We start from the raw sequence: 26,377 nt of genomic DNA, 5'->3' as shown, positions 1-26,377 counted from the left end.
ACAGATCGTTCGATACAATTCACTGGTTGGGCCGGCGCAAACACAACAATCGACCAAATCCGCTGCGCTTTCGGCAAATAAAGCCTGGACCGTCCTCTAAAGTCATTGACTAGGCCCGACCGGCCGCAGTCGCCGTTCACCGTGAGCCTGGAATGTCGCCTCCCGTCAGCCCAGTTGCAAGCACCCTCAAAGATCCCCGCACTGTGAGGAATCCCATGCAGGCAATTGAAATTCTCGAAAGGCTCGTTGGCTTCCCCTCCGTCGTCGGCACGCCGAATGGCGAGATCGTCGCGTGGATCCGGCACTATCTGCAGAGCCACGGCGCTGTCGTCACCGAGCTTCCCGGCCCGGAAGGCGATCGGTCGAACCTCTTCGCCACGATCGGCCCGAAGGAAACGCCGGGCTATATCCTCTCAGGCCATATGGACGTGGTCCCCGCCGCCGAAGGCGGCTGGACCAGCGATCCGTTCCGCCTGCGCGCCGAAGCGGACCGCCTCTACGGACGCGGCGCCACCGACATGAAGGGCTTCCTGGCCGTCGTTCTCGCCGCCGTCCCGGCGCTTGCGGCCATGCCACTTCGCCAGCCCGTCCACCTTGCCTTTTCCTATGATGAGGAGGCCGGCTGCCGCGGCGTGCCGCACATGATTGCCTGCCTGCCGGAGCTCTGTGCAGCCCCGCTTGGTGCAATCATCGGCGAGCCGAGCGGCATGCGGGCGATCCGCGCCCACAAGGGCAAAGCCGCCGCCCGGCTGACGGTCAGGGGCCGGTCCGGCCATTCCTCGCGCCCGGACCAGGGACTGAACGCAATCCATGCCATCACGGATGTTCTGGCCTGCGCTCGCGCCGAAGCCGAACAGCTCACCTCCGGCCCGTTCGAGCATGTCTTCGAACCGCCCTACTCCTCCCTTCAGGTCGGCACGCTGAAGGGCGGCCAGGCAGTCAACATCATTCCCGACAGTTGCGAGGCCGAGTTCGAAGCGCGGGCTATTTCCGGCGTCGATCCAGTCACGCTGCTGGCGCCGCTCCGAGTGGCGGCCGAGGCGCTGTCGCAGTTCGGCTTTCAGGTGGAATGGCGCGAACTCAGCGCCTATCCGGCACTTTCGCTTGCCGCCGATGCGCCGCTTGCGACACTGCTTGGCGAGCTGACCGGCATCGAGCCGCTCGCCGCCGTCAGCTACGGCACGGAGGCCGGCCTTTTCCAGCGCGCCGGCATCGACGCGATCATCTGCGGCCCTGGCGACATCGGCCGCGCCCACAAGCCGGACGAATTCATCCTCACCGGCGAACTGCTCGCCTGCCAGGCGATGGTCGAGGCGCTTGGCCGCCGCTGTGCCTGATGACATCCGATCAAGGAGCCGACGCAATGACCTTTCTCTTCAATTCCGACGCGAAGCGCGGCGCCATCTTCGCCGAAGCCTTCGCGCGCGAATTGCCCGACATTGCCTTCTCCATGGATCCCAAGTCGGTCGAAGCGGACGCCGTGCGCTACCTGATCACCTGGACGGTGCCGGATGATCTCGCGCGCTATCGCAATCTCGAAATCCTCTTTTCGATCGGCGCCGGCATCGACCAGTTCCGCATCGATGCCGTGCCAGCATCGGTCAAGGTCGTGCGCATGGTCGAGGACGGCATCATCAGAATGATGCAGGAATATGTGACGCTGGCCGTGCTTGCGCTCCATCGCGACCTGCCGACCTATCTCGACCAGCAGCGGCGCCGGACCTGGCAGACGATCGCGCCGGTGCAAGCCTCTGAACGCCGCATCGGCGTGCTCGGCCTCGGCATGCTTGGAAGCGCGGTGCTCGAGCGTCTGCAGCCCTTCGGTTTTCCGCTTTGCGGCTGGAGCCGCAGCCCGCGCGAGATCGACGGCATCCGATGCCTCAGCCGCCGCGACGGCCTCGATACCCTGCTTGCAACCACCGACATTCTCATCTGCCTGCTGCCGCTGACGGATGAGACGCGCGGCTTCCTGAATGCCGAGCTCTTCGCCAGATTGCCGGCCGGCGCTGCGCTCGTCCATGTCGGTCGCGGCGCTCAGCTCGATCATCAGGCGCTCGTCGACGCGCTCGACACCGGACATCTCTCCGGCGCCGTCGTCGACGTCACCGATCCGGAACCGCTGCCTGAGGACCACGCCTTCTGGAACCATCCGAAGATCCTGCTGACGCCGCACATTGCAAGCGTCACCCAAGCTGAAACCGCCGCGGCGGCCGTGATCGGCAACATCAAGCGGCACCAGGCAGGCCTCGATCCGATCGGACTGATCGATCGCAGCCGCGGCTACTGAGCTCTCAACCTAGGAAAGCAAAATCATGTCCCTCCTCAAGACGATCGACACCAATCCATCCTTCGCGCCGCGCGAGTCCGGCCCACTTCCAGAACGGCTGATCTCGGGCAATCCGGCCTTCAAGACCTGGGCGCAGGACGTCGCCCGCGGCGAGACGGTTCATAGCGGCGTGTGGGAGGCGACACCCGGCGAGACGCGCTCGATCAAGGGTGAGACGTTCGAGTTCTGCCACATCCTTTCCGGTCTGATCGAACTCACGCCGGAAGGCGGCGAACCGGTGGTCTACAAGGCCGGCGACAGCTTCGTCATGAAGCCGGGCTTCGTTGGCGTCTGGAAGACGATCGAGACGGTGCGCAAGATCTACGTCACCGTGTCGTGATGCCGACGCCGTAGATTTGACTGCCGCATCGGCGAAAACGCAATTTTTCGCCGCTGCGGCATCACCGGTCGATGCATGCTGCTCGCATTCCCCAGTTAGGCTTGCCTCAGCCCATCCCGAGGACATGCGATGACACTCAGCTTCGATCCGAACACGATATCCTTGCCCGTCGGACATTTCATTGGCGGGCGGCTGGTTCCGGCCGAGGCGGTCATCGACATGCATCGCCCATCCGACGGCAAGGCTTATGCCGGCTGTCCGCTGGCCGACGAAGCCCTTGTCGATCACGCCGTCGAAACCGCCAGGACCGCATTGAAGACGAGCAATTGGGGCGGCATGCGGCCGCGCGAGCGCACCGTGGCGCTGCAGCGCTGGGCGGACCTGATCGAAGCCGAGGCGGAGACCCTCGCCAGGCTCGAGGCGCTCTCCTCGACGCGGCCCATCGGTCATCTCGTCGCCGGCGACATCGCCGTCACCGCCGAACAGATCCGCTTCTTTGCCGAGTTCGCCGACAAGGAAGGCGGCGACCTCGTCCCGACCGACGATGCGAACTTCGGCATGATCATGACGGAACCCTATGGCGTCGTCGGCGCCATCACACCCTGGAATTTTCCCTTGTCCATGGCCGGCTGGAAGCTCGGTCCGGCGCTGGCGGCAGGCAATGCGGTGGTGTTGAAGCCGTCGGAAATGACGCCGTTTTCGACGCTCTATCTCGCCGAACTTTCGGTGCGAGCCGGCCTGCCGGCCGGTCTCGTCAACATCGTGCTCGGCGACGGCCCGACCACCGGAAATGCCATCACCGGACATCCGGGCATCTCCAAAGTCAGCTTCACCGGCTCGACGGCGGCCGGCTCGGCGATCATGACCAATATCGCCCGCACCGGCGTCAAGCCGATGACGCTGGAACTCGGCGGCAAAAGCCCGCAACTGGTCTTCGCCGATGCCGATCTCCAGCTTGCAGCCGGCGCAATCGCCGGCAGCATTCTCTCCAACGCCGGTCAGGCCTGCGTATGTGGATCCCGCCTCATCGTCGAGGCGACGGTGGCGGACGAACTCGCGGCAGCGCTCGTGGCCAGGCTGGCGGCCATCCGCCCCGGCCCCACCTGGGACGAGGCGACCGATTATTCGCCCGTCATCTCCGAACGCCAGATCGCCCGCATGGACGGCATCATCCGCGCCGCTATCGACGACGGCGCCGAATGCCTCACCGGTGGCCGCCGCCTCGACCGCGAGGGCTATTTCTACGCACCGACCCTGATTTCCGGCGTGACGGCAACATCGCCGGCGGTTCTCGAGGAAATCTTCGGACCGGTGCTGACCATTCAGACCTTCGATGACGAGGAGGAAGCGCTGAGGCTCGCCGACCATCCGGCCTATGGGCTCGCCGCCGGCCTCTTCACCCGCRACCTCTCGCGTGCCATCCGCGTGACCCGCCGCCTTCAGGCCGGCACCGTCTGGGTCAACCGCTACGGCCGCTCGCGCGACCATATCCTGCCGACCGGCGGCTATAAGCAGTCGGGCATCGGCAAGGATCTCGGCCGCGATGCCTATCTCGCCAACCGCAAGAGCAAGAGTGTGCTCATCAGCCTGTGAGGACCTGCGATGAAGACCTACAAGATCGCCCTTCTGCCCGGAGACGGCATCGGCCGCGACGTGACGGCAGCAGCCTGGGCCGTGCTCGTAAAGGCGGCTCAATCGAACGGATTTTCTCTTGATGCAACCAGCTATCCCTGGTCCTGCGACTACTATCTGGAGAACGGCAGCATGATGCCCGCCGATGGCATCGAAACGCTCAGGTCCTTCGATGCCATCCTGCTCGGTGCCGTCGGCTGGCCTCGCAAGGTACCGGATTCCGTGTCGCTGCACGGACTTCTGCTGCCGATCCGCAAGGCTTTCGTGCAATATGCCAATATCCGCCCGCACCGGCTGCTGCCGGGTGTGCAGGGGCCGTTGCGGTCTGACGGCTTCGACATCCTCTGCATTCGTGAAAATACCGAGGGCGAATATTCCGGCGCCGGTGGCCGCGTCCACCAGGGCGCCGATAATGAGGTAGCGGTCGAGACTTCGATTTTCACCCGCAAGGGGGTTGAGCGCATCCTGCGTTTCGGCTTTGAGCAGGCGCGTGCGCGCAGCGGCAAGCTTGCCTCGGTGACGAAGTCCAACGCCCAGAAATATTCGATGGTCTTCTGGGACGAGATCACCCAGAAGCTTTCTGCGGAATATCCCGATGTCGAGGTGACCAGCTACCATATCGACGCCATGGCCGCCCGCATGGTCATGGCGCCTGATAGTCTCGACGTCGTGGTCGCCTCCAACCTGTTCGGCGATATCCTGACCGACCTCGGCGCTGCCATCCAGGGGGGGCTCGGCTTTGCAGCCTCCGCCAATATCAATCCCGATCGCTCGGCGCCATCGATGTTCGAACCGGTCCACGGCTCCGCGCCCGATATCGCTCATCTCGGCATCGCCAATCCGATCGCCGCCATCTGGTCGGGCGCGATGATGCTCGAGCATTTGGGAGAAGCGGCTGCCGCCGCAAGGGTGATGGCCGCAATCGAGGCGACGACGGCACGCGGCATCGGCGCAATTCCCGGCAAGGACAAGACGGACGCGATCACGGCATCGGTGCTTTCGGCACTTGGCTGATCAATGGGGCTGATCAATGGAGAACAGAATGAACAGATTAAGGGATAGCGGCCTGTTTCGTGAGCAAGGGCTGATCGATGGAGAATGGCGCGGGGCCGCAGCCGGGCGCACGATCGAGGTGATCGACCCGGCGACGCAGCATGTGCTGGGCACAGTGCCCGACATGGACGGAGCCGATACGAGGGAGGCAATCGCCGCGGCGGAGAAAGCCTTTGGTCCATGGCGCGCAAAGACCAATGCCGAGCGTGGCGCATTGCTGGAAGCCTGGCACGATCTGATGCTCGACAATATCGAGGATCTGGCGCTGATCCTCACCCGCGAGCAGGGCAAGCCACTGACGGAAGCGCGCGGCGAAATCCGCTATGGCGCCTCGTTCATCAAATGGTTTTCCGAGGAGGCGCGCCGCATCGGTGGAACGACCATTCCCTCGCCGACGACGGACCGGCGGATCGTCGTTCTGAAGGAGCCTGTCGGCGTGTCGGCGATCATCACGCCGTGGAATTTTCCGAATGCGATGATTACCCGCAAGGTCGGGCCGGCACTCGCCGCAGGCTGCACCGTCGTCATCAAGCCATCGGACCTGACTCCCTATTCGGCGCTGGCACTTGGCGTGCTGGCGGAACGCGCCGGCATCCCGAAGGGCGTCATCAATATCGTCACCGGCATGCCGGCTGCGATCGGCGACGAGCTGATGGCCAACCAGACCGTCCGCAAGATCTCTTTCACCGGCTCGACCCGCGTCGGCTCTCTGCTGATGCGCGGCGCGGCCGACAGCGTCAAGCGGCTCAGCCTCGAACTCGGCGGCAACGCGCCCTTCATCGTCTTCGACGACGCCGATCTCGATCTTGCCGTGGAAGGCGCAATCGCATCGAAATTCCGCAATGGCGGGCAGACCTGCGTTTGCGCCAACCGCCTTCTCGTCCAGTCCGGTGTCTATGAGGCCTTCGCCGCCAAACTTTCCGCACGCGTATCGGCCATGAAGGTCGGGGCCGGCACGGATGCCGGTACGGATATCGGGCCGATGATCAACAAGGCGGCGATCGAGAAGATCAAGCGTCATGTCGACGATGCGGTGGAAAAGGGAGCAAGGATCCTCGCCACCGCGGGTTCCGTGCCTGAAGGCGATCAATATGCGGTGCCGATGGTGCTCGGCGGTGCGACGACCGAGATGCAGCTTGCCAGCGAAGAGACCTTCGGCCCCGTTGCCCCGCTTTTTCGTTTCGACAACGAGGAAGAGGCGATCCGCATTGCCAACGCCACGCCCTTCGGCCTTGCCGCCTATTTCTATACCGAAAGCCTGAAACGCTCCTGGCGTGTCGCCGAAGCGCTCGAATTCGGCATGGTCGGCCTGAACACAGGGGCCATTTCGACCGAGGTCGCTCCCTTCGGCGGCGTCAAGCAGTCCGGCCTCGGCCGTGAAGGCGCGCAGTGCGGCATCGACGAATATCTGGAAATGAAGAGCTTCCACATCGGGGGGCTCAACTGACCAGCGGTAGAGCAAAAGAAAATGGGCGCCGTGGACTCATCCTCGGCGCCCTTTTTCGTACTCGCTGATGCTTTACTGAAACCGGTCGAGTGTCTTGTAGTACAAGCCCACCAGCGGCAGGAACCAAGGTTTTCCGAAATGGCCGGGGACGGCGGGCCAGTCGAGCCCCTTGATCGGGTTACGGTCGGCCTTGCCAAGGATGGCGTCGGCCATGATCATGCCGAGATGGGTGGAGAGTTGGGCGCCGTGGCCGGAATAGCCCATGGCATACCAGACACCATCGACATAGCCGGCGCGGGGATAGCGGTCCTTGGTCATATCGACGAGCCCGCCCCAGCAATAGTCGATTTCGACGCCGGCAAGCTGCGGGAAGATTTCAGCAAGGCTGGCGCGCAGAATATCGCCGCTCCTTGCGTCCGATCGTTGATCCGACGTCGCGGAAAACCGGGCGCGACCGCCGAAGATCAGCCGCTTGTCGGGCGACAGCCGGAAATAGTTGCCGATGTTCATCGACGTGACACAGGTGCGGTTGCCGGGCATCGTAGCGGCGATTTCGGCGTCGGTCAGCGGACGGGTGGCGATCAGGAAGCTGCCGACGGAAACGATCCGGCGGCGGAAATAGTTAAAGAGCGACGGCGTATAGGCGCCTGTCGCGACCAGCACGTGGTCTGCTGTGACGGTGCCCCGTGCGGTCGTCAGGCTGTGGCGACCATTGCCCTGCCGGTGTGCGCTCACCGCCGCCCCTTCGAAGATGGTGGCGCCGTGGCGGGCGGCTGCCGTGGCGAGCCCGGCGACATAACGGCCCATATGCATCATTGCACTCTTCTTCGAGAGCATGGCGCCATGGAAGGGCGAGCAGACCTCGCTTTTCAGGTCACTCGCGGTCAGAAGTGCCGTGTCCGGATCGACTTCTCTGTGAACAGCCTCGAAATTGCGGGCAATGGCATCGAAATGCTGCGGCTTGGAAGCGAGCTTCAGCTTGCCGGCGCGGCGGAAATTGCAGTCGATTCCCTCTTCGGCAATGATCGCCTCGATCGTGTCGATGGAATCGTCGAACGCCTTGTAGAGGGCGACGGCCCGCTCCACGCCGAGTGCGGACTTGGCGGACAGGAAACTGTGGGCGAGCCCGTTGTTGAGGTGGCCGCCATTGCGCCCCGACGCTCCCCAGCCGACCCGTTCGGCTTCCAGCACCACGACCTTGACGCCGGCCTTTGCAAGCTGGCGCGCCGCGGCAAGCCCGGTAAAGCCGGCGCCGATGATGGCGACGTCGTAATGTCCTTCGACGGGGCCTTGTGCGCCGCCGGCAAAGGCTGGAGCCGTGTCGTGCCAGTAGGATTCGAACTGCATCCGCGTGTCTCCGTCAGAGCCCGACGACGCCAGGCAGGCCGGAGATGTCAGGAATTTCGACATAACCGTAATAGGGGTTGGCAGGCTCATGGCCGCGATTGACCCAAACCTTGTTCTTGATGCCGAGATCGTGGGCCGACATCAGGTCGTAGCGGAAGGAGGACGAGCAATGCAGCACGTCTTCCGGCCCGCAGCCCAGCATATCGAGCATGTATTCAAAGCCCTTGAAGCGTGGCTTATAGGACTGCGCCTGCTCGGCGGTATAGACCGCATGGAAGGGCGCGCCCAGTTTTTCGACGTTCGACATGATCTGCGAATTCATGGCGTTGGAGAGGATGACCAAAGGGATTTCCTTGGCGACCTTGGCGAGACCGGCCGGGACATCCGAATGCGGCCCCCAGGTTGGGACCCGCTCATAGATCATCCGGGCGGCTTCATCGCGAAATGTCACGCCGTTGCGCTTGCATGTCCGCTCGAGCGAATTGTGCACCACCTCGGCATAGGGTTTCCAGTCGCCCAGGATCTCGTCGAGCCGATAGGCGGCGAAATTCTTGATGAACTCCGCCATGCGCCGCTCGTCGAGCTCTTCGCCGTAGAGGTCGCGCGCCGCTTCCGCCATCTGAAAGTTGGTCAGCGTGCCGTAGCAGTCGAAGGTGATGTATTTCGGACGGAACGTCGTCATCTGCGTATCCTTGAGCGATCGGAACTGGGGACGTGTCACAATCATAGGCACCGCTTCACCCACAGCTCGCCTGAATTGGCGGCATCGGAAGCAGAATCTATCGTATCGAAAGCTGGGTTTGGCAGAAGGTTGCGCGCTTTCACCCGCGGTCAACGGCCAGCGGAGTGACGCCTTCAATCGCCGTCGTGATCGTGATCGTGATGCGACGGGAGGTCGAGGCCGAAGGTGTTGACGAGATCGGCCACCTGCGCCGGACTGAGAAAACGGGGATTGAGGTTGCGCAACAGCAGATAGAGCTTCGCCGTTTCCTCCAGTTCCTCGGTCGCAAAGACCGCCGCCTCCAGGCTGTCGCCGGCAACAACAGGTCCGTGATTGGCCAGAAGCACCGACGAATACTTGCCCGCCAGCCCGCGGATGGCGTCGGCCACATCAGGATCGCCGGGACGATAATAGGGCACCAGCGCGGTTTCGCCGGCGCGCATGAGATAATATGGCGTCATCGGCGGCAGGGCGGCGCGCGGATCGATTTCCGGCAGCATGGTCAGTGCCACCGCATGGGTGGAGTGAAGATGGACGATGGCGCGGGCGCTGCCGCGCGTATCGTAGAGGGCGGTGTGCAGCGGGATCTCCTTGGTCGGCTTGTCGCCGGACAGGAGCCGGCCTTCAGCATCGAGCCTGGAAATCCGTGCCGGGTCGAGAAAGCCGAGCGAGGCGTTGGTCGGCGTGACCAGCCAGCCACCGTCCTCCAGCCGCAACGATATGTTGCCCGACGAACCGGGCGTCAGCCCACGCTCGAACAGCGAGCGGCCGTATCGGCAGATTTCCTCACGCAGGCGCGCTTCGGACATGACAGTTCCTCCAATATTACGCAGTTGCCCCTTCGATCAGTTCAAAGCCGAGATCGACGGCCTGCGGTGGCGCATTAGCGACGACCAGCTGCGCGGCTATCTGCCCCGTCGCCACGCGCGGCGTTCGGATGGTCGACAAGGGTTGCGGTGTTGCCCGGCCGATATCGAGGCCGTTATAGCCGAAAATGGCAAGCTTCGAGGGGATCGCGATCCCTTGAGCCAGACAGTGAAAATAGCCGCCCAGCGCCATGTCGTCGTTGGAGAAATAAACCGCATCGAGATCGGTCGTGCGGGCAAGCAACCGCTCCAGCCCCAACCTGCCGTTTTCCACGGATGAAGCGCCTGCGAGAATTTCACGGCCGACGAGAGGGGCGTCATGCGCTTCGAGCGTTTCGCAAAAGCTGGAAAACCGCTTGCCGGCACGGGTATCGCGGTTCAGGTCGTGACCGACATAGCCGATCCGGCGATAACCCCGCTTGAGCAGGAAGGCAGCGCTCTCCCGTCCGGCCGCGCGGTTCGAGAAGCCGACGGCGATATCGAGAGCATCGCCGTCCAGATCGAGCAGTTCGACGATCCGACACCCGCTGGCGCGCAGCATCTTCACCGTACCCTCAGTATGCTCGTACCCTGCCAGCATGACCGCCGCCGGCCGCCAGGCAAGCATCGCGGCGGCGAGCGCTTCCTCCTTGCCCGGATCATAGTCGGTCACGGAGAATACCGCCTGATACCGGTTTTCCTCCAGAACGGCGCTGGCACCGCGCAGCACATCGGGGAAGACGATGTTGGACAGCGAGGGAATGACGAAGGCGACAAGACGCGAACCGGTGGAGGCAAGCGTTCCCGCGATCCGGTTCGGCACATAGCCCAGCCGCTCGACCGCGGCCATCACCCGCTCGCGCGTCTTGCCGGAAAACGAACCGTGGTTGCGCAGCACGCGCGACACCGTGCTCTCGCCAACACCGGCCGCTTCCGCGACCTCGGCAAGCGTTACCGTCGGTTGATGTTTGAATTCCATCGTTACGTTTGAACCCGACTGTTGAGGTGGTTATCCGGCCTGCCCGCCCGATGAGCACCGCGTTGCCACCATTTTTCACCGCTCCCGCCAAGAAGCAAGGTTTTTTTGGCAGCGCTACCAATTTGCTGTTGGCAGCGCTGCCAAAATGAATTAATGAAAATGGCAGCGCTGCCACAAATGGCTCGGCGTGCCGCGGGAGGATCGACAGGAGACCGCGGCAACAATCGGAGGAGAAAATCATGACGCTGCAGACGCAAGCGCCAGTCGTTGGCGCACATCCCGCTCAGACGCTCGAAGACCGTGCCTATGGCAAGGTATTCTGGCGCATCGTACCCTTTTTGATGCTGTGCTACGTGGTCGCCTATCTCGACCGCGTCAATGTCGGCTTCGCCAAGCTGCAGATGTCGAGCGAGCTCGGCCTCTCGGAAGCCGCCTATGGCATCGGCGCCGGCATTTTCTTCATCGGCTATTTTCTGTTTGAAGTGCCGAGCAACATCATCATGAACAAGGTTGGCGCACGGGTGTGGATCGCCCGCATCATGCTCACCTGGGGCGTCATTTCGGCCGCTTTCATGTTCACCTCTTCGGAAACCGTCTTCCATGTCCTGCGTTTCCTGCTGGGCGTTGCCGAAGCCGGATTTTTCCCCGGCATCATTCTCTATCTGACCGCGTGGTATCCGGCCCATCGCCGCGCCAGGATTATCACCACCTTCATGTCGGCGATCCCGATCTCCGCCATTTTCGGCAATCCGCTTTCGGGTCTCCTGATGGACAGTTTTCACGGCACGCACGGACTTTCCGGCTGGCAGTGGATGTTCCTGATCGAAGCCATTCCGGCCATTCTTTTCGGCGTTGCGACGTTGTTCTACCTTGATGATACGATCCAGGGCGCGAAATGGCTGAACGATGAGGAAAAAGGCGTGCTGACGGCCAATATCGAGGCGGAGAACCGGGCCAAGACCGCAAGCCCACACAGCATCGGCGCAACGCTGACCGACCGTCGCGTCTGGCTGATGTGCCTGATCTATTTCTGCTTCGTGCTCGGGCAATATGGCCTGAATTTCTGGATGCCGACCATCGTCAAGGCCTCGGGCGTCAGCGGAAACCTCAATATCGGCCTGATTTCCGCGATCCCCTATATCTGCACATTCGTTGCCATGCTGGCGCTCGGACGTTCCGCCGACAGGCTGCGCGAACGCCGCTGGCACCTGGTCGTCCCGGCCCTCATCGCCGCCGGTGGTTTCGTTGCGGCGACGATGGCGACGAGCACGACAGTCTCGATTGTCTGCCTCTCGCTGGCTGCTGCCGGCGCCATCAGTTGCGCGCCGCTATTCTGGTCGCTTCCGACGGCTTTCCTCGCCGGCACGGGCGCTGCGGCCGGCATTGCCTGGATCAATTCGGTCGGCAACCTCGCCGGGTTTCTCGGGCCGTTTCTGGTAGGCTATCTCAAAGACTTCACGGGCACCAACAGCGCCGGCATGTATCTGCTGGCGGCTGCCTTGGTCGTTGGTTCGCTGGCCGTGTTGACGGTTCCTGCGAAAACCGTCAATCGCTAAACCACAGCCCCTCCGGGATAGCACCCGGAGGGGCGCAGACCTTTCCTCACAAGACTGGAGAACCTCCTCATGCCACCGCTTGCTGAAAACTCGGGCTCGGCCGTTGTCGCAGCCGTCATCGGTCTTGGTTCCATGGGGCTTGGAATGGCCCAGTCGATGAAGCGCGCAGGTCTCGACGTCGTAGGATATGACATCACGCCGGCGGCGGTGGACCGCTTCATCGCCGACGGTGGACGTGGCGCGTCAACCCCTGCCGCTGCGGCAAAGGACGCCGACATCGTCGTCTCCGTGGTCGTCAACGGCGCGCAGACCGAGGCGGTGCTGTTCGGGCCCGAAGGTGTCGCACGTGCGATGAAGCCCGGCGCCGTCTTCATCTCGTCGGCCACCATGGATCCCGCGGTCGCACGCGATCTGGCACAGCGGGCGGAGGCTCTCGGCCTGCATTATCTCGACGCGCCGATTTCAGGCGGCGCGGCCAAGGCGGCGCGTGGTGAACTGACGATCATGGCGTCCGGCTCCATCCAGGCCTTCGACACGGCACGCCCGGGTCTCGACGCCATGGCCGGCAAGGTCTACGAGCTTGGCGACGAGGCCGGAAAAGGCGCGGCCTTCAAGATGATCAACCAGCTTCTCGCCGGCGTGCACATCGCCGCCGCCTGTGAGGCCATAACCTTTGCCGCCAAGCAGGGCCTCGACCTCGACAAGGTCTATGAGGTGATCACCGCTTCGGCCGGCAATTCCTGGATGTTCGAAAACCGCGTGCCGCATGTGTTGGCCGGAGACTATACGCCGCTCAGCAGCATCGAGATTTTCGTCAAGGATCTCGGTATCGTCCAGGACATGGCCCGCTCCGAGCGTTATCCCGTACCGCTCGCGGCAGCCGCCTTGCAGATGTATCTGGCCGCCTCCGGGGCGGGCATGGGCCGTGACGACGATTCCTCGCTCGCGCGGCTCTATGCCGAGCTTTCCGGCGCTGAATTACCCAGCTCCACCAAAGAGCCGCAGAGCCTGTAAAAGGAACGCTAGACATGCCGGTTTTCGCCGCCAACCTGACGATGATGTTCAACGAATGGGCGTTCCTCGACCGCTTCGACGCCGCAGCCGAAGCCGGCTTTGCCGCCGTCGAATACCTCTTTCCCTACGAAGCCACGCCGGAGGCGATTGCCGAACGGCTTGCCCGCAACAATCTGCAGCAGGCATTGTTCAACCTGCCGCCGGGCGACTGGGCAGCAGGCGAGCGTGGCATCGCGGCTCTTCCCGGACGGTTCGATGCGCTGAAAGCGGATGTCGAGCGGGCCCTGGACTATGCGGCGGCGACCGGCGTCAGGCGGTTGCATCTGATGGCAGGCATCGCCGACCCTCATGACCAAGACGCCGCCTCCTCTTATCGGCGCTCCGTCACCTACGCTGCCGGGCGGCTTGCGGAAAAGGGCATCGATCTCCTGCTCGAGCCGATCAACGGGCGCAACATGCCCGGATATTTCCTCAACGACTTCGCCGCGGCCGAGCGGCTGATTGCCGAATGCGGCCTGCCGAACCTGAAGCTCCAGTTCGACATCTATCACCGCCAGATCATCCATGGCGACGTCACTATGGCGTTGCGACGCCTGCTGCCGATCACCGGCCATATCCAGATCGCCAGCGTGCCGTCACGCAACGAGCCGGACGGGGAGGAACTGAACTATCCCTATCTGTTCGGCGAAATCGACCGCCTGGATTACGACGGTTTCATCGGCTGCGAATACATCCCGCGCGGCCGCACATTGGACGGTCTTGGCTGGTTCAAACCTTTTGCACGGAGCTAGACGATGGCTATTTTGCTCGGATCAATCGCTGACGACTATACCGGCGCTTCCGACCTCGCCAACACGCTGACGAAGAACGGTCTGCGCACGGTGCAGACGGTCGGCATCCCCGATCCGTCGCTCGCCCTGCCGGATGTCGACGCTGTGGTCGTTTCCCTGAAGATCCGCTCCGTCCCGGCCTCGGACGCCGTGGCGGCGGCGGCAAGCGCCGAGCGATGGCTGCGCCAGCGGGGCGCCGGCCATGTGCTTTACAAGATCTGCTCGACCTTCGATTCCACCGATGCCGGCAATATCGGTCCCGTCACCGAGGCCTTGAGCGAGGCGGCCGGCGGCGGCTCCGTGCTGGTGACACCCGCCTTTCCGGAAACGGGACGCACCGTCTATCTCGGCCATCTCTTCGTCGGCGGACAGCCGCTGAACGAAAGTCCGCTCAAGGATCACCCCCTCAATCCAATGCATGACGCCAATCTCGTGCGGGTTCTCACCCGACAATCGCGCAATGCCGTCGGACTGATCGATCTCACGACCATCGCGGCCGGACCCGGCGCCGTCAAGGCGAAGCTCGATGCTCTGCGCGCGGCAGGCGTCACTGCTGTTATCGCCGATGCGATTTTCGAACGCGATCTTGAAACGCTCGGCGAGGTCGCGTTGAAAACGCCGGTGTCCAGCGGTGCGTCCGGCCTCGGCCTCGGCCTTGCCCGCGCGCTGGTCAGCTCTGGTCGAATATCGTCCGGCGGTGCAACGACGGCGGACGCCATTCGCCCTGTGGGCGGGCTGTCGGCGATCGTTGCCGGCAGTTGCTCCAAGGCGACGCTCCACCAGCTCGCCATCGCCGAACGGTCGATGCCCGTCCTGCGGCTCGACCCGGAACGGCTGCTTGCCGGTCCCGATGAGATCGCCGCGGCGATTTCCTGGGCCGGAGACCGCATCTCCGCCGGCCCCATCGTCATCGCCGCGAGTGCTGCGCCTGAAACCGTGTCCCGGCTGCAATCGCTATACGGGCGAGAGGCCTCCGGCCACGCGATCGAGACCGCGACGTCGATCATAGCAGCCGAACTGGTGGAGAGAGGCGTGCGGCGCCTTGTGGTCGCCGGCGGCGAAACCTCAGGCGCGGCGGTCGACAGGCTCGCCATTCCGGCATTTCTGATCGGCCCGGAGATTGCGCCTGGCGTGCCGGTGCTGCGCACAGTCGGCAATGCGCAGGGCGACATGCTTCTGGCATTGAAATCGGGGAACTTCGGAGGCGAAGATTTCTTTACGGCAGCGCTGGCGATGATGCACTGACATGCCCATCGCATGTCTATGAACTGTCGAGCGCCAGGACCCACCGCCAGGATCTGGATAGGACGCATATCGGTTGATTCTAGCATAAGATGCGGCGGCCGATGATAGCAAAGCCATAAGATACTGCCTGAACCATGGCCTTCAGACGATCTGCCCGCCGGCGCTCCGGCAGACTGGCGGGCACGACATGAAGGACGCCCCCATGCAAGCAAGTCAGATCGAAATCGTCCCGTTCGGCCCGGACCATCTGGAAGCCGCCGTCGCGCTCTCCCGACAGGCGGGCTGGCCGCATCGGACGGAAGACTGGCAGTTGGCGCTCGCCTTGAGCGAAGCGATGGTTGCGGTCGAGGACGGCAAGGTCGTCGGCACCGTGCTCGTCACGCCATACAAGGGGGATTGTGCGACCATCAACATGGTCATTGTCGACGAGACGATGCGCGGTCGCGGCCTCGGCCGCAGACTGATGGACGCCGCATTGCTGACCGCCGGAGACCGACCGCTGAGGCTGGTGGCGACGACGGCAGGCCTGCCGCTCTACCAAAAGCTTGGCTTCCGCGAGACGGGAACCGTGCTGCAGCACCAGGGCCTTGCCGGAGAAATGGCCGCGCCGATGGAAACGGAAGTGGCTACCGACGCCGATCTCGCTGCCATCGCGGGGCTCGACCGACTTGCCTTCGGCGCCGACCGTGAAGGGCTGCTCTCCTATATCGCCGGGATCGGCGAATTCGCCGTCATTCGCCGCGACGGCCGCATTTCCGGGTTCGCTTGCCTGCGTCCTTTCGGCCGCGGCGAAGTGATCGGACCGGTGGTGGCCGCCGATCTCGGCGAGGCCAAGACACTGATCGAACATTTCATCGCCAGACGGCCCGGACGGTTCCTCAGGGTCGATACAACTGCCGAGACCGGGCTTTCCCCATGGCTCGCCGAACAGGGGTTCGCCCATGTCGGCGGCGGAATCACGATGAGAAAGCCGTTGGCCAACGACGCCGCCGATCCGACCGCCACCACCTTTGCCCTCGCCAGCCAGGCACTCGGCTGATCCGGAGATCTCCATGTACAGCAATTCCCTCATCGAACTCGATCGCGCCCACCTCATCCATCCGGTCGCCTCCTACCGCGGCCATGAAAAGCTTGGCGTGCGCGTGCTCGCCTCTGCCAAAGGCGCGACGGTCACCGACGCATCGGGCAAGCAACTGATCGACGGCTTCGCCGGCCTCTGGTGCGTCAATGCCGGTTACGGCCACGAAAGCATCGTCGAGGCGGCGGCCCGGCAGATGCGGGAACTCCCCTATGCGACGGCCTATTTCGGCCTCGGCTCGGAGCCCGCGATCCGGCTTGCCGGCGAACTCGCCGACCGTGCGCCGGGCGATCTCAACCACGTCTATTTCACCCTTGGCGGCTCCGATGCGGTGGACAGCACGATCCGCTTCATACGCTACTACTGGAATGCCCGTGGAAAGCCTGAGCGCGATCAATTCATCTCGGTCGAACAGGGCTATCATGGCTCCTCGACGGTCGGCGCGGGCTTGACGGCGCTGCCCGCCTTCCATGCCGGCTTCGGCGTTCCCTTCGACTGGCAGCATAAAATTCCGTCTCACTACGCCTATCGCAACCCGGCGGGCGATAATCCGCAGGCGATCATCGACGCCTCGCTTGCGGCGCTGAAAAGCAAGGTGGAGGCGATCGGGCCGGAACGAGTCGCCGCTTTCTACGTCGAGCCGATCCAGGGCTCGGGCGGCGTTCTGGTGCCGCCGACAGGCTGGATGAAGGCCATGCGCGAATTCTGCCGCGCGCATGACATCCTATTCGTCGCGGACGAGGTGATCACCGGCTTTGGCCGCACCGGCCCGCTGTTTGCCTGCAGCGAGGATGAAGTCGTGCCCGATTTCATGACGACCGCCAAGGGCCTGACCTCCGGCTACGTCCCCATGGGCGCCGTCTTCATGGCCGATCACGTCTATGAAACGATTGCCGAGGGTGCGGGTGCTGCCGCTGTCGGCCATGGTTACACCTATTCGGCCCATCCCGTCAGCGCCGCGGTCGGCCTCGAAGTCCTGAGGCTCTACGAAAACGGCCTTCTCGAAAACGGCGTCAGGGCCGGCGCGCGGCTGATGCAGGGCCTGGAGTCGCTGAGGGATCATCCGCTGGTGGGCGACGTCCGTGGCCGCGGCATGCTCGCCGCCGTCGAGCTTGTGGTCGACAAAGTCAACAAGACGCCGTTGCCTGCATCCGCCGAACCCGCCCGCCGCATCTTCGATCGCGCCTGGGAGAACGGCCTCGTCATCCGCGCCTTCGGCAATGGCGTGCTTGGCTATGCTCCACCGCTCTGCTGCACCGAAACGGAGATAGACGCGATCGTCGAGCGCACCCGCATCACCCTGGACGAGACGCTGGAGGACCCGGATGTGCGTCGGGCGCTGCGGGCCTGAGAATACCGCGAAACGGTCAGATTCGGTATTTTGTGCCGCCTCATGGCGCCTATTCGGCGAATCCGGTGCGGTGCAGGTGACACACTGAAATCAACGAAAGGCCTGGATCCCGGCACATGCGGGCCTTCCATATAAGAGCGGGACAATGACCCCGCCGGCGGAACAGAATTTTCTTCTTCGAGAACCGCGCTCCCACCGGAGCCGAACACTGGGGAATTCACGTGAGCAAGAGCCTTCCGGAATTCAAATATATGACCTTCGATGTTGTCGGCACGCTCATCGACTTCGAAGGCGGCCTCAAGACCTGCCTCGCCGAGATCGCGACCGAGGCGGGAACTGAAATCGACGGCGAGCAGGCGCTTGGCCTCTACCGTGCAGCCCGCTACTCCAAGGATGCCGACCTCTTTCCCGACGATCTCGTGCGCGTCTACCTGGCGATCGCCCCGAAGCTCGGCTTGCCCGCCGATCAAAAATATGGCGAACGGCTTCGGGATTCGGCGAAGGGCTGGAAGGGTTTCGCAGACAGCGCCGCAGCGCTGGCCAGTCTTGCGAAGGATTACCGCCTCGTTGCGATGACCAATGCCCGCCGCTGGGCATTCGATTTCTTCGAGAAAGAGCTCGGCAATCCCTTTTATGCCGCCTTCACGGCGGATGATACGGGGACCGAGAAACCCGATCCCGCCTTCTTCGAGAGGGTGTTCGACTACGTCGCCTCGGAAGGACATTCGAAGGACGACATCCTGCATGTCGCCCAGAGCCAGTACCACGATATCGGGATTTCCAGGAAACTCGGGCTGACCAATTGCTGGATCGAGCGGCGACATGCTGAGAAGGGTTACGGCGGCACGATCGAACCGGCCGAGTTCACCAAACCCGATTACCATTTCACCTCGATGGCCGGCCTTGCTGATGCCGCGGCCGCCGCGCGCGCCTGACTTTGAAAGCAGATCGGGCCCGCCCGTAACGGGCAGCCCGCCACACAAGAAAAAAGGGGAATGAGATGAACGACAAAATCACCAACTGGACCAGATCCGACGATGCCATGGTCGAAACCGCCATCCGTCGTGGCGCCACTCGTCGCGAGTTGCTGCATATGATGCTCGCGGGCGGCGTGGCGATATCAGCCGGCGGGCTCGTGCTTGGCCGCGCCGGCAAGGCGCTCGCCGCAACGCCTGTTTCCGGCGGCACGCTCAAGGCGGCCGGCTGGTCGTCCTCCACGGCCGATACGCTGGACCCCGCCAAGGCGTCGCTCTCTACCGACTATGTCCGGTGCTGCTCCTTCTATAACCGCCTCACCTTCCTCGACAAATCAGGCACGCCGCAGATGGAGCTCGCCGAAGCGATCGAGTCCAAGGATGCGAAGACCTGGACGGTCAAGCTGAAGAACGGCGTTACCTTCCATGACGGCAAGCCGCTGACCGCCGATGACGTGGTTTTCTCGCTGAAGCGCCATCTCGACCCGTCCGTCGGCTCGAAGGTCGCCAAGATCGCCGCCCAGATGACCGGCTTCAAGGCCGTGGACAAGCAGACCGTCGAGATCACGCTCGCCAGCCCGAACGCCGACCTGCCGACCATACTGTCGATGCATCACTTCATGATCGTTTCCGACGGCACGACCGATTTCACCAAGGCCAACGGCACCGGCGCTTTCGTCAAGGAAGTCTTCGAGCCGGGCGTTCGTTCGGTCGGGATCAAGAACAAGAATTACTGGAAATCCGGCCCGAACGTCGATTCCTTCGAATACTTCGCCATCAGCGACGACAATGCCCGTGTCAACGCCCTGCTTGCGGGCGACATCCATCTCGCGGCCGCGATAAATCCCCGTTCCATGCGCCTCGTCGAGGCCCAGGGCGACGGCTTCACCTTGTCGAAGACGACGTCCGGCAACTATACCAATCTCAACATGCGACTGGATATGGAGCCCGGCAACAAGCGGGACTTCATCGAGGGCATGAAGTATCTCGTCCACCGCGAACAGATCGTCAAATCGGCGCTGCGCGGTCTCGGTGAGGTCGGCAACGATCAACCCGTTTCGCCTGCGAACTTCTATCATGACGCAAACCTGAAAGCGCGGGCTTTCGATCCTGAGAAGGCGAAGTTCCACTTCGATAAGGCCGGCGTCCTCGGCCAATCCATTCCGATCATCGCTTCCGATGCGGCGAGCTCGTCGATCGACATGGCCATGATCATCCAGGCCGCCGGCGCCGAAATCGGCATGAAGCTCGATGTCCAGCGAGTGCCATCTGATGGTTACTGGGACAATTACTGGCTCAAGGCGCCGATCCACTTCGGCAATATCAACCCGCGACCGACCCCTGATATCCTCTTCTCCCTGCTCTATACCTCGGACGCTCCGTGGAACGAAAGCCAGTACAAGTCGGAGAAGTTCGACAAGATGCTGATCGAGGCGCGCGGGTCTCTCGATCAAGAGAAGCGCAAAGCGATCTACAACGAGATGCAGAGCATGATCGCCCAGGAAGCCGGCACTATCATTCCGGCCTATATCTCGAACGTCGATGCCACGACGGCCAAGCTCAAGGGCCTGGAAGCCAACCCGCTCGGCGGCCAGATGGGATACGCCTTCGCGGAATATGTCTGGCTTGAAGCCTGATAAAGCAAAGGAGACCGGGGCTGCAGCCGCGCCCCGGCTCTTCCATCTGCATTGGTGGAACTCAACTCGAACGCACAAAGGGAAGACGCCCGTGAATAGCCAGGTCTTATCCCTTGTACTGAGCAGATTGTTCGTCGCCTTGATCACCCTGGTGATCGTCTCCTTTGCCGTCTTCTTCGCGACGACGCTGTTGCCCGGAGATACGGCGACGATCCTGCTCGGCCAAGCCGCCACGCCGGAAGCTGTCGAAGGCCTGCGCAAGGCCATGCATCTCGACGAACCAGCGCTCTTTCGTTTCCTGCGCTGGTTAGTCGGGCTGCTGCAGGGCGACCTCGGCACCTCCTATGCCAACGAAATGCCGATCGCCGCTCTCATTGCCGGTCGCTTCGTCAACACGCTGAAACTTGCCGGCGTCACCGCGCTTTTCTCCGTGCCGATCGCGCTCACGCTCGGGATCACTGCGGCGATGCTGCGCGGCACCCTTTACGATCGGATTGTCACGGTGATCACGATCGGCGTCATCTCCGTACCGGAGTTCATGGTCGCGACCTCCGCCGCGCTCATCTTCGCCGTCTACCTGAAATGGCTGCCGGCGCTTTCTTTCGCCAATGAGGTCCATAGTATGACCGACCTGTTGCGCGTCTATGCCATGCCGGTGATCACCCTCACCTTCGTCGTCTCGGCCCAGATGATCCGCATGACGCGCGCAGCTGTTATCGAGACGCTCAACACGCCCTATGTCGAGATGGCATTGCTCAAAGGCGCCTCCCGGCCGCGCATTGTGTTTCGCCATGCACTGCCCAATGCGCTCGGCCCGATCGTCAATGCCGTTGCGCTTTCGCTGTCCTATCTGCTCGGAGGCGTCATCATCGTCGAGACCATTTTCAACTACCCCGGTATCGCCAAGCTGATGCTGGATGCCGTCGCCACCCGCGACCTGCCGCTGATCCAGAGCTGCGCGATGATCTTCTGCCTTGGCTACCTGCTGCTGATCACCATCGCCGATATCATCGCCATCCTTTCCAACCCGAGGCTCCGATGACCATGACCCGTTCCGAAACCGCTTCCGGCCGGCTGTCCGGAACCCGGTTTGGCTATCGCTTCAACATCGTCGGCGCGATCGGCCTTACCATCATCCTCGCGTGGGCGCTCGTCGCGATCTTTGCGCCGTTGATAATCCCCTACCCCGTCGGCGAGATCGTCGATCTCGACTATTTCGGCCCGATGAGCCGGGAACTCTGGTTCGGCTCCGATTATCTCGGCCGCGACATGCTCTCGCGAATTCTGATGGGCGCGCGCTATACGGTCGGCATCTCGCTAGCGGCGGTGACGATCGCCTGCTTCAGCGGCGTCGTGCTCGGCATGATCGCAGCGGTCGCCGGCGGCTGGCTGGACACGATCCTCAGCCGCTTCCTCGACGCTCTCAACTCCATCCCGAGCAAGCTGTTCGGTCTGGTGGTTGTCGCTGCCGTCGGCTCCTCGGTCCCTGTTCTGATAATGACGCTGTCGGTCATCTACATCCCCGGCGCCTACCGCTTCGCCCGGGCGCTCGCCGTCAACATCAATGCGATGGATTTTATCACGGTCGCGCGCATCCGTGGCGAAAGCACCCTCTATCTCATTCGCTCGGAAATCCTGCCCAACATCGTCGGGCCGGTTCTTGCCGATCTCGGCATCCGCTTCGTCTTCATCGTTTTGCTGCTCTCCGGGCTTTCCTTCCTCGGCCTTGGCGTCCAGCCGCCCTATGCCGATTGGGGTGCGCTGGTGCGCGAGAATATCGGCGGCCTGCCGTTTGGTGCGCCGGCGGTGATGTTTCCCTCGCTTGCCATCGCCAGCCTGACGATCAGCGTCAACCTGCTGATAGACAATCTGCCGCAGAAAATTCGCGACCGGAGCACGTCATGAGCAATTTCATAGAAATCCGTGACCTGAAGGTCGAGGCCACCACCGATTCCGGTCGCCGCGTCGAGATCATCAAGGGTGTCAGCCTCGATGTTGCCGAGGGCGAGATCGTCGCGCTGATCGGGGAGAGCGGCTCGGGCAAGACAACGATCGCCCTGACCCTCATGGGCCATACCCGCGCGGGCTGTCGCATCTCCGGCGGCAGCGTTTCGGTCGGCGGCAAGGACATGGTCAGGCTCAGCGAGAAGCAGCGCGCCAAGGTGCGCGGCACCGAAGTCGCCTATGTCCCGCAATCGGCGGCCGCCGCCTTCAATCCCGCCACATCGATCATGGACCAGGTGATCGAAGTCACGCGTATTCATCAGCTGATGTCGCCGGACGATGCGCGTGCCCGGGCAGTCGAGCTCTTCCGGGCGCTGTCGCTGCCGGAACCCGAGACGATCGGCAGCCGTTATCCGCATCAGGTTTCCGGTGGCCAGCTGCAGCGTCTGGCCGCCGCCATGGCGCTGATCGGCGACCCGACCCTCGTCATCTTTGACGAGCCGACGACGGCGCTCGACGTGACGACCCAGATCGAAGTGCTGCGTGCTTTCAAGTCGGTGATGAAGAAGGGCGGCATATCAGGCGTTTATGTCTCGCACGACCTTGCCGTCGTCGCGCAGATCGCCGACCGCATCGTGGTCTTGAAAGGCGGAGAGACCCAGGAAACCGGCACCACCGAAGAGATCCTCAACAACGCGAAGCACCCCTATACCAGGGAGCTGCTTGCAGCCTTCGAACCGAAACCGCGCGGCGCAGCTGGCCCCGCCGAACCCGCGACGGCTCCACTGCTGAGGATCGAAGATCTCGTAGCCGGCTATGGACAGCGTCAGGCTGACGGCCTGCCGCTCGTTCGCGCGGTCGAGCACGTGAGCCTGAAGGTGGAAAAAGGCCGTAATCTCGGCATCATCGGAGAATCCGGTTGCGGCAAGTCGACGCTCGCCCGCACCATCGCCGGCATCCTGCCGGCCGCGGTCGGCAAGATCGTCTTCGACGGCACGGAACTGCGTCGCAGCGCTCGCGAGCGCTCGCGCGACCAGTTGCGCGAGATGCAGATCGTTTTCCAATATGCCGATACCGCACTCAACCCGGCGAAATCGGTTGAGGAGATCCTCGACAGGCCCTTGGTCTTTTACCACGGCATGGATCGAAAGATGCGGAACGCCCGGATCGATCAACTGCTCGACATGGTGCGCCTGCCTCGCAATCTGCGTCATCACCGGCCGGGAGAGCTCTCGGGCGGACAGAAACAGCGCGTCAACTTCGCCCGGGCGCTCGCCGCCGATCCGAAGCTGATCCTCTGCGACGAGATCACCTCGGCGCTCGACACGGTGGTCGCCGCAGCGGTCATCGACCTGCTCAAGGAATTGCAGCGCGAACTCGGCCTCTCCTATATCTTCATCAGCCACGACCTCTCGGTGGTGGAGGCGATCTGCGACGAGATCGTCGTGATGTATGGAGGCCGTAAGGTCGAGGAAATCACATCCTCGACAGTGAAGACGCCGCAACATCCCTATTCGCAGCTGCTCTTCTCGTCGGTGCCGACGCTCGATCCGGCCTGGCTCGATGGGCTCCAGCAGGATCCGGAACTGGTGCGGGCCTATTGCCGGCACTGACCGCCGCTTCCAGGTGTTACCGCGCTGCCCTCCTCGAAACCACAAGCAAGACGCTTGCCAGACCCGGCGCGCACCCGGGCAGGTCATGTTGAAAAGCCTGGGCTCCACGGCACAAGATCTGCAAGTGGCAGCGAATATGGCTTCGGAAAGAAAGCCCGAAATTCTGTCGCAAGTCCTTCCAACCAGTATGAAGCTTTAATTATAGGGAGAACAACCTGCGACAGAGAATCGGCATCTGCGCAGGACCGATTAGATCGGAGAGATGCAACGGGTGAGGTCGGTCTGGAACCCTGAGAGATTGCGTTGGGACGCTCGGCCAAGGGGAGTTTGCGGATCAGGAGCGGGGCCCGGCCGCGGTCCTTCTCGCCGGCTAAAGCGGAAACAAGGTGGTAAGCGGCATGTGGGCTTTGACGATCGGCGATTTCAGGACGACGAAGCTGAAATACTTATCGATACCGACGTCCAGGTCGGTAAGCCGCTCCATGATCGTCTGATATTCGTCGATGCCGGCGGTGACGAATTTCAGCAGATAATCGTAGCCGCCCGAAACCAGATGACATTCGATCACCTGATCGACCTTCTCGATCGCCGCCAGGAAGCGGGCGAAGTCGATTTGCCGGTGGTTCTTCAGGGTGATCTCGGTAAACACCGTCAGCGTCTGCCCGAGTTTGCTGACGTTGATCTGGGCCGAATAGCCTTCGATATAGCCTTCCGACTGCAGCTTCTTCACCCGCATCAAGCAGGGGCTAGGCGACAGATTGACCAGTTCGGCGAGCTCCACATTGGTGACGCGGCCATTCTTCTGCAGTTCGTAGAGAATTTTTACGTCGATCCGGTCGAGTTTCATCTCACACGGCCCTCACTTGCTCGAGATCGCCAATGACGCAGCAGATTATGCTGCCGTATTCCCGACATCGACCTTAACACATAAGTCAGACGTGTCGACCGCGTTGCGGGACAGGCCGAAGCACAAACCGCTGCTGGCATCCTGCCAAGACGGAATCTTCTGCTGTCACCAACCGATCTCCAGCAAAGCCGTAGCTTTGGATCCGCTAGACTACGCCTGAAACGGAGACTGTCCCATGCCCGCACCGCTCAATCGCGTCGCCACCACGCCGGAACTTCCTTCCACCGCCGATGTGGTGGTAATCGGCGGCGGCATCGTCGGCGTTTTTGCGGCCTATTATCTCACCCGGCGCGGATTGAAGGTCGCCCTCGTCGAGAAGGGCCTCATCGGCGCCGAACAATCGAGCCGCAACTGGGGCTGGTGCCGCCAGCAGAACCGCGACGCCCGCGAACTGCCGATGTCGACGAAGAGCCTCGATTTGTGGGAGCGCTTCGCCACTGAGACCGGTGAGGATACGGGCTTCCGTCGCTGCGGTCTCTTCTATCTCAGCAATAGCGACGATGAACTGTCCGGCTGGGCACGCTGGCGCGATTTCGCCCGCTCGGTCGGCGTCACGACGCACATGCTGAGCAGCGCCGAAGCGACCGAACGCGGGCGTGCCACCGGCGCCTCATGGAAGGGCGGGGTGTTTTCACCGACCGACGGCATCGCCGATCCGGCGAGTGCTGCGCCGGCCGTTGCACGTGCGATTCTGACACTCGGCGGCACGGTGCATCAGTCCTGTGCGGCCCGCGGCATCGACATCGAAGGCGGCAGGCTCTCGGGCGTCGTCACGGAACATGGCACGATCCGCACGAAAATCGCGATCCTTGCCGGCGGCGCCTGGGCCTCCTCCTTCTGCCGCCAGCTCGGCATTCGGTTTCCGCAAGCCTCGGTGCGCTCCTCGATCCTCTCCGTGTCCCCAGGAGCAAGCGGCCTGCCGGACGCGCTGCACACATCTGCGGTCTCCGTTACGCGTCGCGGCGATGGCGGCTACACATTGGCGATCAGTGGTGGCGGGCGTGTCGACTTGACGCCGCAGCAATTCCGTTACGCGCCTCAATTTCTGCCAATGTTCGTCCGGCGTTGGAGAAGCCTCGCGCTAGGCGGATTGGAGGGATTCAGGTCTGGGCACGAAACCCTGGCGCGATGGCGATTGGACGCACCCACTCCGATGGAACGAATGCGCATCCTCGATCCGAAGGTCGACCAAAGAACAATTCGGCTTACCCATTCGCGCGCGCTTGAACTCCTGCCTGCCCTGAGGAACACAAATGTCAGTGCCGTCTGGGCCGGTTATGTGGATAGCACCCCCGATGGGGTGCCGGGAATCGGTGAGATCACCACCGTTCCAGGCTTCATTCTCGCCGCCGGTTTCAGCGGCCACGGCTTCGGAATCGGTCCCGGCGCCGGTCATCTGATCGCCGATATCGCCACCGGTGACACGCCGATCGTCGATCCCCGGCCTTATCACCCGGAGCGGTTCCAGAGATCGGCCTGGGGCAAAGTCGCCGACTTCTGAAGGTGGAATGGCTCGCAGGCATTCGACCATGGCGTGC

23 protein-coding genes are annotated in these 26,377 nt (G+C 62.9%); 18 read left to right on the top strand and 5 right to left on the bottom strand.

Annotated features, from left to right (window positions below; genetic code table 11):
• The first annotated feature begins 215 nt into the window (after nucleotides 1-215).
• The 6 genes from argE (at nucleotide 216) to AC1D2N_RS18035 (ending at nucleotide 6,798) form a co-directional block, all read left to right on the top strand.
• Nucleotides 216-1,337, top strand: a complete 1,122-nt coding sequence (argE, locus tag AC1D2N_RS18060; protein WP_018245972.1) for an acetylornithine deacetylase — start codon at nucleotides 216-218, stop codon at nucleotides 1,335-1,337.
• Nucleotides 1,338-1,363: 26 nt separating this feature from the next.
• Nucleotides 1,364-2,287: a 2-hydroxyacid dehydrogenase gene (locus AC1D2N_RS18055; protein WP_020493441.1), complete on the top strand. Its 924-nt coding sequence runs from the start codon at nucleotides 1,364-1,366 to the stop codon at nucleotides 2,285-2,287.
• Between the two features lie 25 nt (nucleotides 2,288-2,312).
• Complete coding sequence (locus AC1D2N_RS18050; RefSeq protein ID WP_018245974.1) at nucleotides 2,313-2,666, top strand: cupin domain-containing protein; 354 nt, start codon at nucleotides 2,313-2,315, stop codon at nucleotides 2,664-2,666.
• A gap of 129 nt (nucleotides 2,667-2,795) precedes the next feature.
• Nucleotides 2,796-4,259 carry an aldehyde dehydrogenase family protein gene (locus AC1D2N_RS18045; RefSeq protein ID WP_477981710.1) on the top strand — a complete coding sequence of 488 codons (1,464 nt, stop codon included), beginning with the start codon at nucleotides 2,796-2,798 and terminating at the stop codon, nucleotides 4,257-4,259.
• 9 nt (nucleotides 4,260-4,268) lie between these two features.
• Complete coding sequence (locus AC1D2N_RS18040; RefSeq protein ID WP_018245976.1) at nucleotides 4,269-5,312, top strand: tartrate dehydrogenase; 1,044 nt, start codon at nucleotides 4,269-4,271, stop codon at nucleotides 5,310-5,312.
• A 28-nt stretch (nucleotides 5,313-5,340) separates the two neighbouring features.
• The gene (locus tag AC1D2N_RS18035) at nucleotides 5,341-6,798 is read left to right on the top strand and encodes an NAD-dependent succinate-semialdehyde dehydrogenase (RefSeq protein ID WP_018245977.1); all 1,458 of its coding nucleotides are present in this window, start codon (nucleotides 5,341-5,343) and stop codon (nucleotides 6,796-6,798) included.
• Nucleotides 6,799-6,870: 72 nt separating this feature from the next.
• On the opposite strand, the gene AC1D2N_RS18030 is transcribed toward AC1D2N_RS18035, so the two are convergent.
• From AC1D2N_RS18030 to AC1D2N_RS18015, 4 genes are all read right to left on the bottom strand, one after another.
• Nucleotides 6,871-8,145 (bottom strand): NAD(P)/FAD-dependent oxidoreductase, encoded by a 1,275-nt coding sequence (locus AC1D2N_RS18030; RefSeq protein WP_018245978.1) that lies wholly within the window; start codon nucleotides 8,143-8,145, stop codon nucleotides 6,871-6,873.
• A 13-nt stretch (nucleotides 8,146-8,158) separates the two neighbouring features.
• Nucleotides 8,159-8,827, bottom strand: a complete 669-nt coding sequence (locus AC1D2N_RS18025) for a haloacid dehalogenase type II (RefSeq protein ID WP_026188726.1) — start codon at nucleotides 8,825-8,827, stop codon at nucleotides 8,159-8,161.
• Between the two features lie 173 nt (nucleotides 8,828-9,000).
• Nucleotides 9,001-9,675, bottom strand: coding sequence for a 3-oxo-tetronate 4-phosphate decarboxylase (gene otnC / locus AC1D2N_RS18020; RefSeq protein WP_018245980.1), 675 nt, complete (start codon nucleotides 9,673-9,675; stop codon nucleotides 9,001-9,003).
• A gap of 16 nt (nucleotides 9,676-9,691) precedes the next feature.
• Nucleotides 9,692-10,690 carry a LacI family DNA-binding transcriptional regulator gene (locus AC1D2N_RS18015; RefSeq protein WP_018245981.1) on the bottom strand — a complete coding sequence of 333 codons (999 nt, stop codon included), beginning with the start codon at nucleotides 10,688-10,690 and terminating at the stop codon, nucleotides 9,692-9,694.
• A gap of 239 nt (nucleotides 10,691-10,929) precedes the next feature.
• Between AC1D2N_RS18015 and AC1D2N_RS18010 the strand changes: the two genes are divergently transcribed.
• The 11 genes from AC1D2N_RS18010 to AC1D2N_RS17960 all read left to right on the top strand — a co-directional run bounded on the left by AC1D2N_RS18010 (nucleotide 10,930) and on the right by AC1D2N_RS17960 (nucleotide 23,932).
• Nucleotides 10,930-12,246, top strand: a complete 1,317-nt coding sequence (locus AC1D2N_RS18010; RefSeq protein WP_020493442.1) for an MFS transporter — start codon at nucleotides 10,930-10,932, stop codon at nucleotides 12,244-12,246.
• A 69-nt stretch (nucleotides 12,247-12,315) separates the two neighbouring features.
• A complete protein-coding gene (gene ltnD / locus AC1D2N_RS18005; protein ID WP_018245982.1) occupies nucleotides 12,316-13,260 on the top strand; it encodes an L-threonate dehydrogenase in 945 nt (314 codons plus the stop codon).
• Between the two features lie 14 nt (nucleotides 13,261-13,274).
• The gene (gene otnI, locus AC1D2N_RS18000) at nucleotides 13,275-14,051 is read left to right on the top strand and encodes a 2-oxo-tetronate isomerase (protein ID WP_018245983.1); all 777 of its coding nucleotides are present in this window, start codon (nucleotides 13,275-13,277) and stop codon (nucleotides 14,049-14,051) included.
• Nucleotides 14,052-14,054: 3 nt separating this feature from the next.
• On the top strand, nucleotides 14,055-15,335 hold the full coding sequence (gene otnK / locus AC1D2N_RS17995) for a 3-oxo-tetronate kinase (protein WP_018245984.1): 1,281 nt from the start codon (nucleotides 14,055-14,057) through the stop codon (nucleotides 15,333-15,335).
• Nucleotides 15,336-15,537: 202 nt separating this feature from the next.
• Nucleotides 15,538-16,374: a GNAT family N-acetyltransferase gene (locus AC1D2N_RS17990; RefSeq protein ID WP_018245985.1), complete on the top strand. Its 837-nt coding sequence runs from the start codon at nucleotides 15,538-15,540 to the stop codon at nucleotides 16,372-16,374.
• Nucleotides 16,375-16,387: 13 nt separating this feature from the next.
• Complete coding sequence (locus AC1D2N_RS17985) at nucleotides 16,388-17,764, top strand: aspartate aminotransferase family protein (protein ID WP_018245986.1); 1,377 nt, start codon at nucleotides 16,388-16,390, stop codon at nucleotides 17,762-17,764.
• Nucleotides 17,765-17,985: 221 nt separating this feature from the next.
• Nucleotides 17,986-18,699: an HAD-IA family hydrolase gene (locus AC1D2N_RS17980; protein ID WP_018245987.1), complete on the top strand. Its 714-nt coding sequence runs from the start codon at nucleotides 17,986-17,988 to the stop codon at nucleotides 18,697-18,699.
• A 65-nt stretch (nucleotides 18,700-18,764) separates the two neighbouring features.
• On the top strand, nucleotides 18,765-20,375 hold the full coding sequence (locus tag AC1D2N_RS17975) for an ABC transporter substrate-binding protein (protein ID WP_131705601.1): 1,611 nt from the start codon (nucleotides 18,765-18,767) through the stop codon (nucleotides 20,373-20,375).
• Between the two features lie 91 nt (nucleotides 20,376-20,466).
• Nucleotides 20,467-21,417 carry an ABC transporter permease gene (locus AC1D2N_RS17970; RefSeq protein ID WP_018245989.1) on the top strand — a complete coding sequence of 317 codons (951 nt, stop codon included), beginning with the start codon at nucleotides 20,467-20,469 and terminating at the stop codon, nucleotides 21,415-21,417.
• Nucleotides 21,414-22,280, top strand: a complete 867-nt coding sequence (locus AC1D2N_RS17965) for an ABC transporter permease (protein ID WP_018245990.1) — start codon at nucleotides 21,414-21,416, stop codon at nucleotides 22,278-22,280. Before AC1D2N_RS17970 ends, AC1D2N_RS17965 begins: the two co-directional genes overlap by 4 nt.
• On the top strand, nucleotides 22,277-23,932 hold the full coding sequence (locus AC1D2N_RS17960) for an ABC transporter ATP-binding protein (RefSeq protein ID WP_018245991.1): 1,656 nt from the start codon (nucleotides 22,277-22,279) through the stop codon (nucleotides 23,930-23,932). Before AC1D2N_RS17965 ends, AC1D2N_RS17960 begins: the two co-directional genes overlap by 4 nt.
• Before the next feature lie 370 nt (nucleotides 23,933-24,302).
• On the opposite strand, the gene AC1D2N_RS17955 is transcribed toward AC1D2N_RS17960, so the two are convergent.
• Nucleotides 24,303-24,779: an Lrp/AsnC family transcriptional regulator gene (locus tag AC1D2N_RS17955; protein ID WP_018445089.1), complete on the bottom strand. Its 477-nt coding sequence runs from the start codon at nucleotides 24,777-24,779 to the stop codon at nucleotides 24,303-24,305.
• A 235-nt stretch (nucleotides 24,780-25,014) separates the two neighbouring features.
• Between AC1D2N_RS17955 and AC1D2N_RS17950 the strand changes: the two genes are divergently transcribed.
• Entirely contained in the window at nucleotides 25,015-26,340 is a 1,326-nt protein-coding gene (locus tag AC1D2N_RS17950; protein ID WP_018517818.1) for an NAD(P)/FAD-dependent oxidoreductase, read from the top strand.
• Nucleotides 26,341-26,377: the final 37 nt, after the last annotated feature.

This window comes from Rhizobium sp. P1_B8 (genome assembly GCF_056406515.1).
This window is presented reverse-complemented; position numbering and strand designations above follow the sequence as displayed.

Coding starts and splice junctions, on each gene's coding strand:
- AC1D2N_RS18050 (WP_018245974.1), top strand. CDS start 2,313: ATGTCCCTCCTCAAGACGATCGACACCAATCCATCCTTCGCGCCGCGC.
- AC1D2N_RS18015 (WP_018245981.1), bottom strand. CDS start 10,690: ATGGAATTCAAACATCAACCGACGGTAACGCTTGCCGAGGTCGCGGAA.
- AC1D2N_RS17975 (WP_131705601.1), top strand. CDS start 18,765: ATGAACGACAAAATCACCAACTGGACCAGATCCGACGATGCCATGGTC.
- AC1D2N_RS18035 (WP_018245977.1), top strand. CDS start 5,341: ATGAACAGATTAAGGGATAGCGGCCTGTTTCGTGAGCAAGGGCTGATC.
- otnC (WP_018245980.1), bottom strand. CDS start 9,675: ATGTCCGAAGCGCGCCTGCGTGAGGAAATCTGCCGATACGGCCGCTCG.
- AC1D2N_RS17950 (WP_018517818.1), top strand. CDS start 25,015: ATGCCCGCACCGCTCAATCGCGTCGCCACCACGCCGGAACTTCCTTCC.
- AC1D2N_RS18040 (WP_018245976.1), top strand. CDS start 4,269: ATGAAGACCTACAAGATCGCCCTTCTGCCCGGAGACGGCATCGGCCGC.
- otnK (WP_018245984.1), top strand. CDS start 14,055: ATGGCTATTTTGCTCGGATCAATCGCTGACGACTATACCGGCGCTTCC.
- AC1D2N_RS18010 (WP_020493442.1), top strand. CDS start 10,930: ATGACGCTGCAGACGCAAGCGCCAGTCGTTGGCGCACATCCCGCTCAG.
- argE (WP_018245972.1), top strand. CDS start 216: ATGCAGGCAATTGAAATTCTCGAAAGGCTCGTTGGCTTCCCCTCCGTC.
- AC1D2N_RS18030 (WP_018245978.1), bottom strand. CDS start 8,145: ATGCAGTTCGAATCCTACTGGCACGACACGGCTCCAGCCTTTGCCGGC.
- AC1D2N_RS17965 (WP_018245990.1), top strand. CDS start 21,414: ATGACCATGACCCGTTCCGAAACCGCTTCCGGCCGGCTGTCCGGAACC.
- AC1D2N_RS18025 (WP_026188726.1), bottom strand. CDS start 8,827: ATGACGACGTTCCGTCCGAAATACATCACCTTCGACTGCTACGGCACG.
- otnI (WP_018245983.1), top strand. CDS start 13,275: ATGCCGGTTTTCGCCGCCAACCTGACGATGATGTTCAACGAATGGGCG.
- AC1D2N_RS17955 (WP_018445089.1), bottom strand. CDS start 24,779: ATGAAACTCGACCGGATCGACGTAAAAATTCTCTACGAACTGCAGAAG.
- AC1D2N_RS17990 (WP_018245985.1), top strand. CDS start 15,538: ATGCAAGCAAGTCAGATCGAAATCGTCCCGTTCGGCCCGGACCATCTG.
- ltnD (WP_018245982.1), top strand. CDS start 12,316: ATGCCACCGCTTGCTGAAAACTCGGGCTCGGCCGTTGTCGCAGCCGTC.
- AC1D2N_RS17985 (WP_018245986.1), top strand. CDS start 16,388: ATGTACAGCAATTCCCTCATCGAACTCGATCGCGCCCACCTCATCCAT.
- AC1D2N_RS18055 (WP_020493441.1), top strand. CDS start 1,364: ATGACCTTTCTCTTCAATTCCGACGCGAAGCGCGGCGCCATCTTCGCC.
- AC1D2N_RS17960 (WP_018245991.1), top strand. CDS start 22,277: ATGAGCAATTTCATAGAAATCCGTGACCTGAAGGTCGAGGCCACCACC.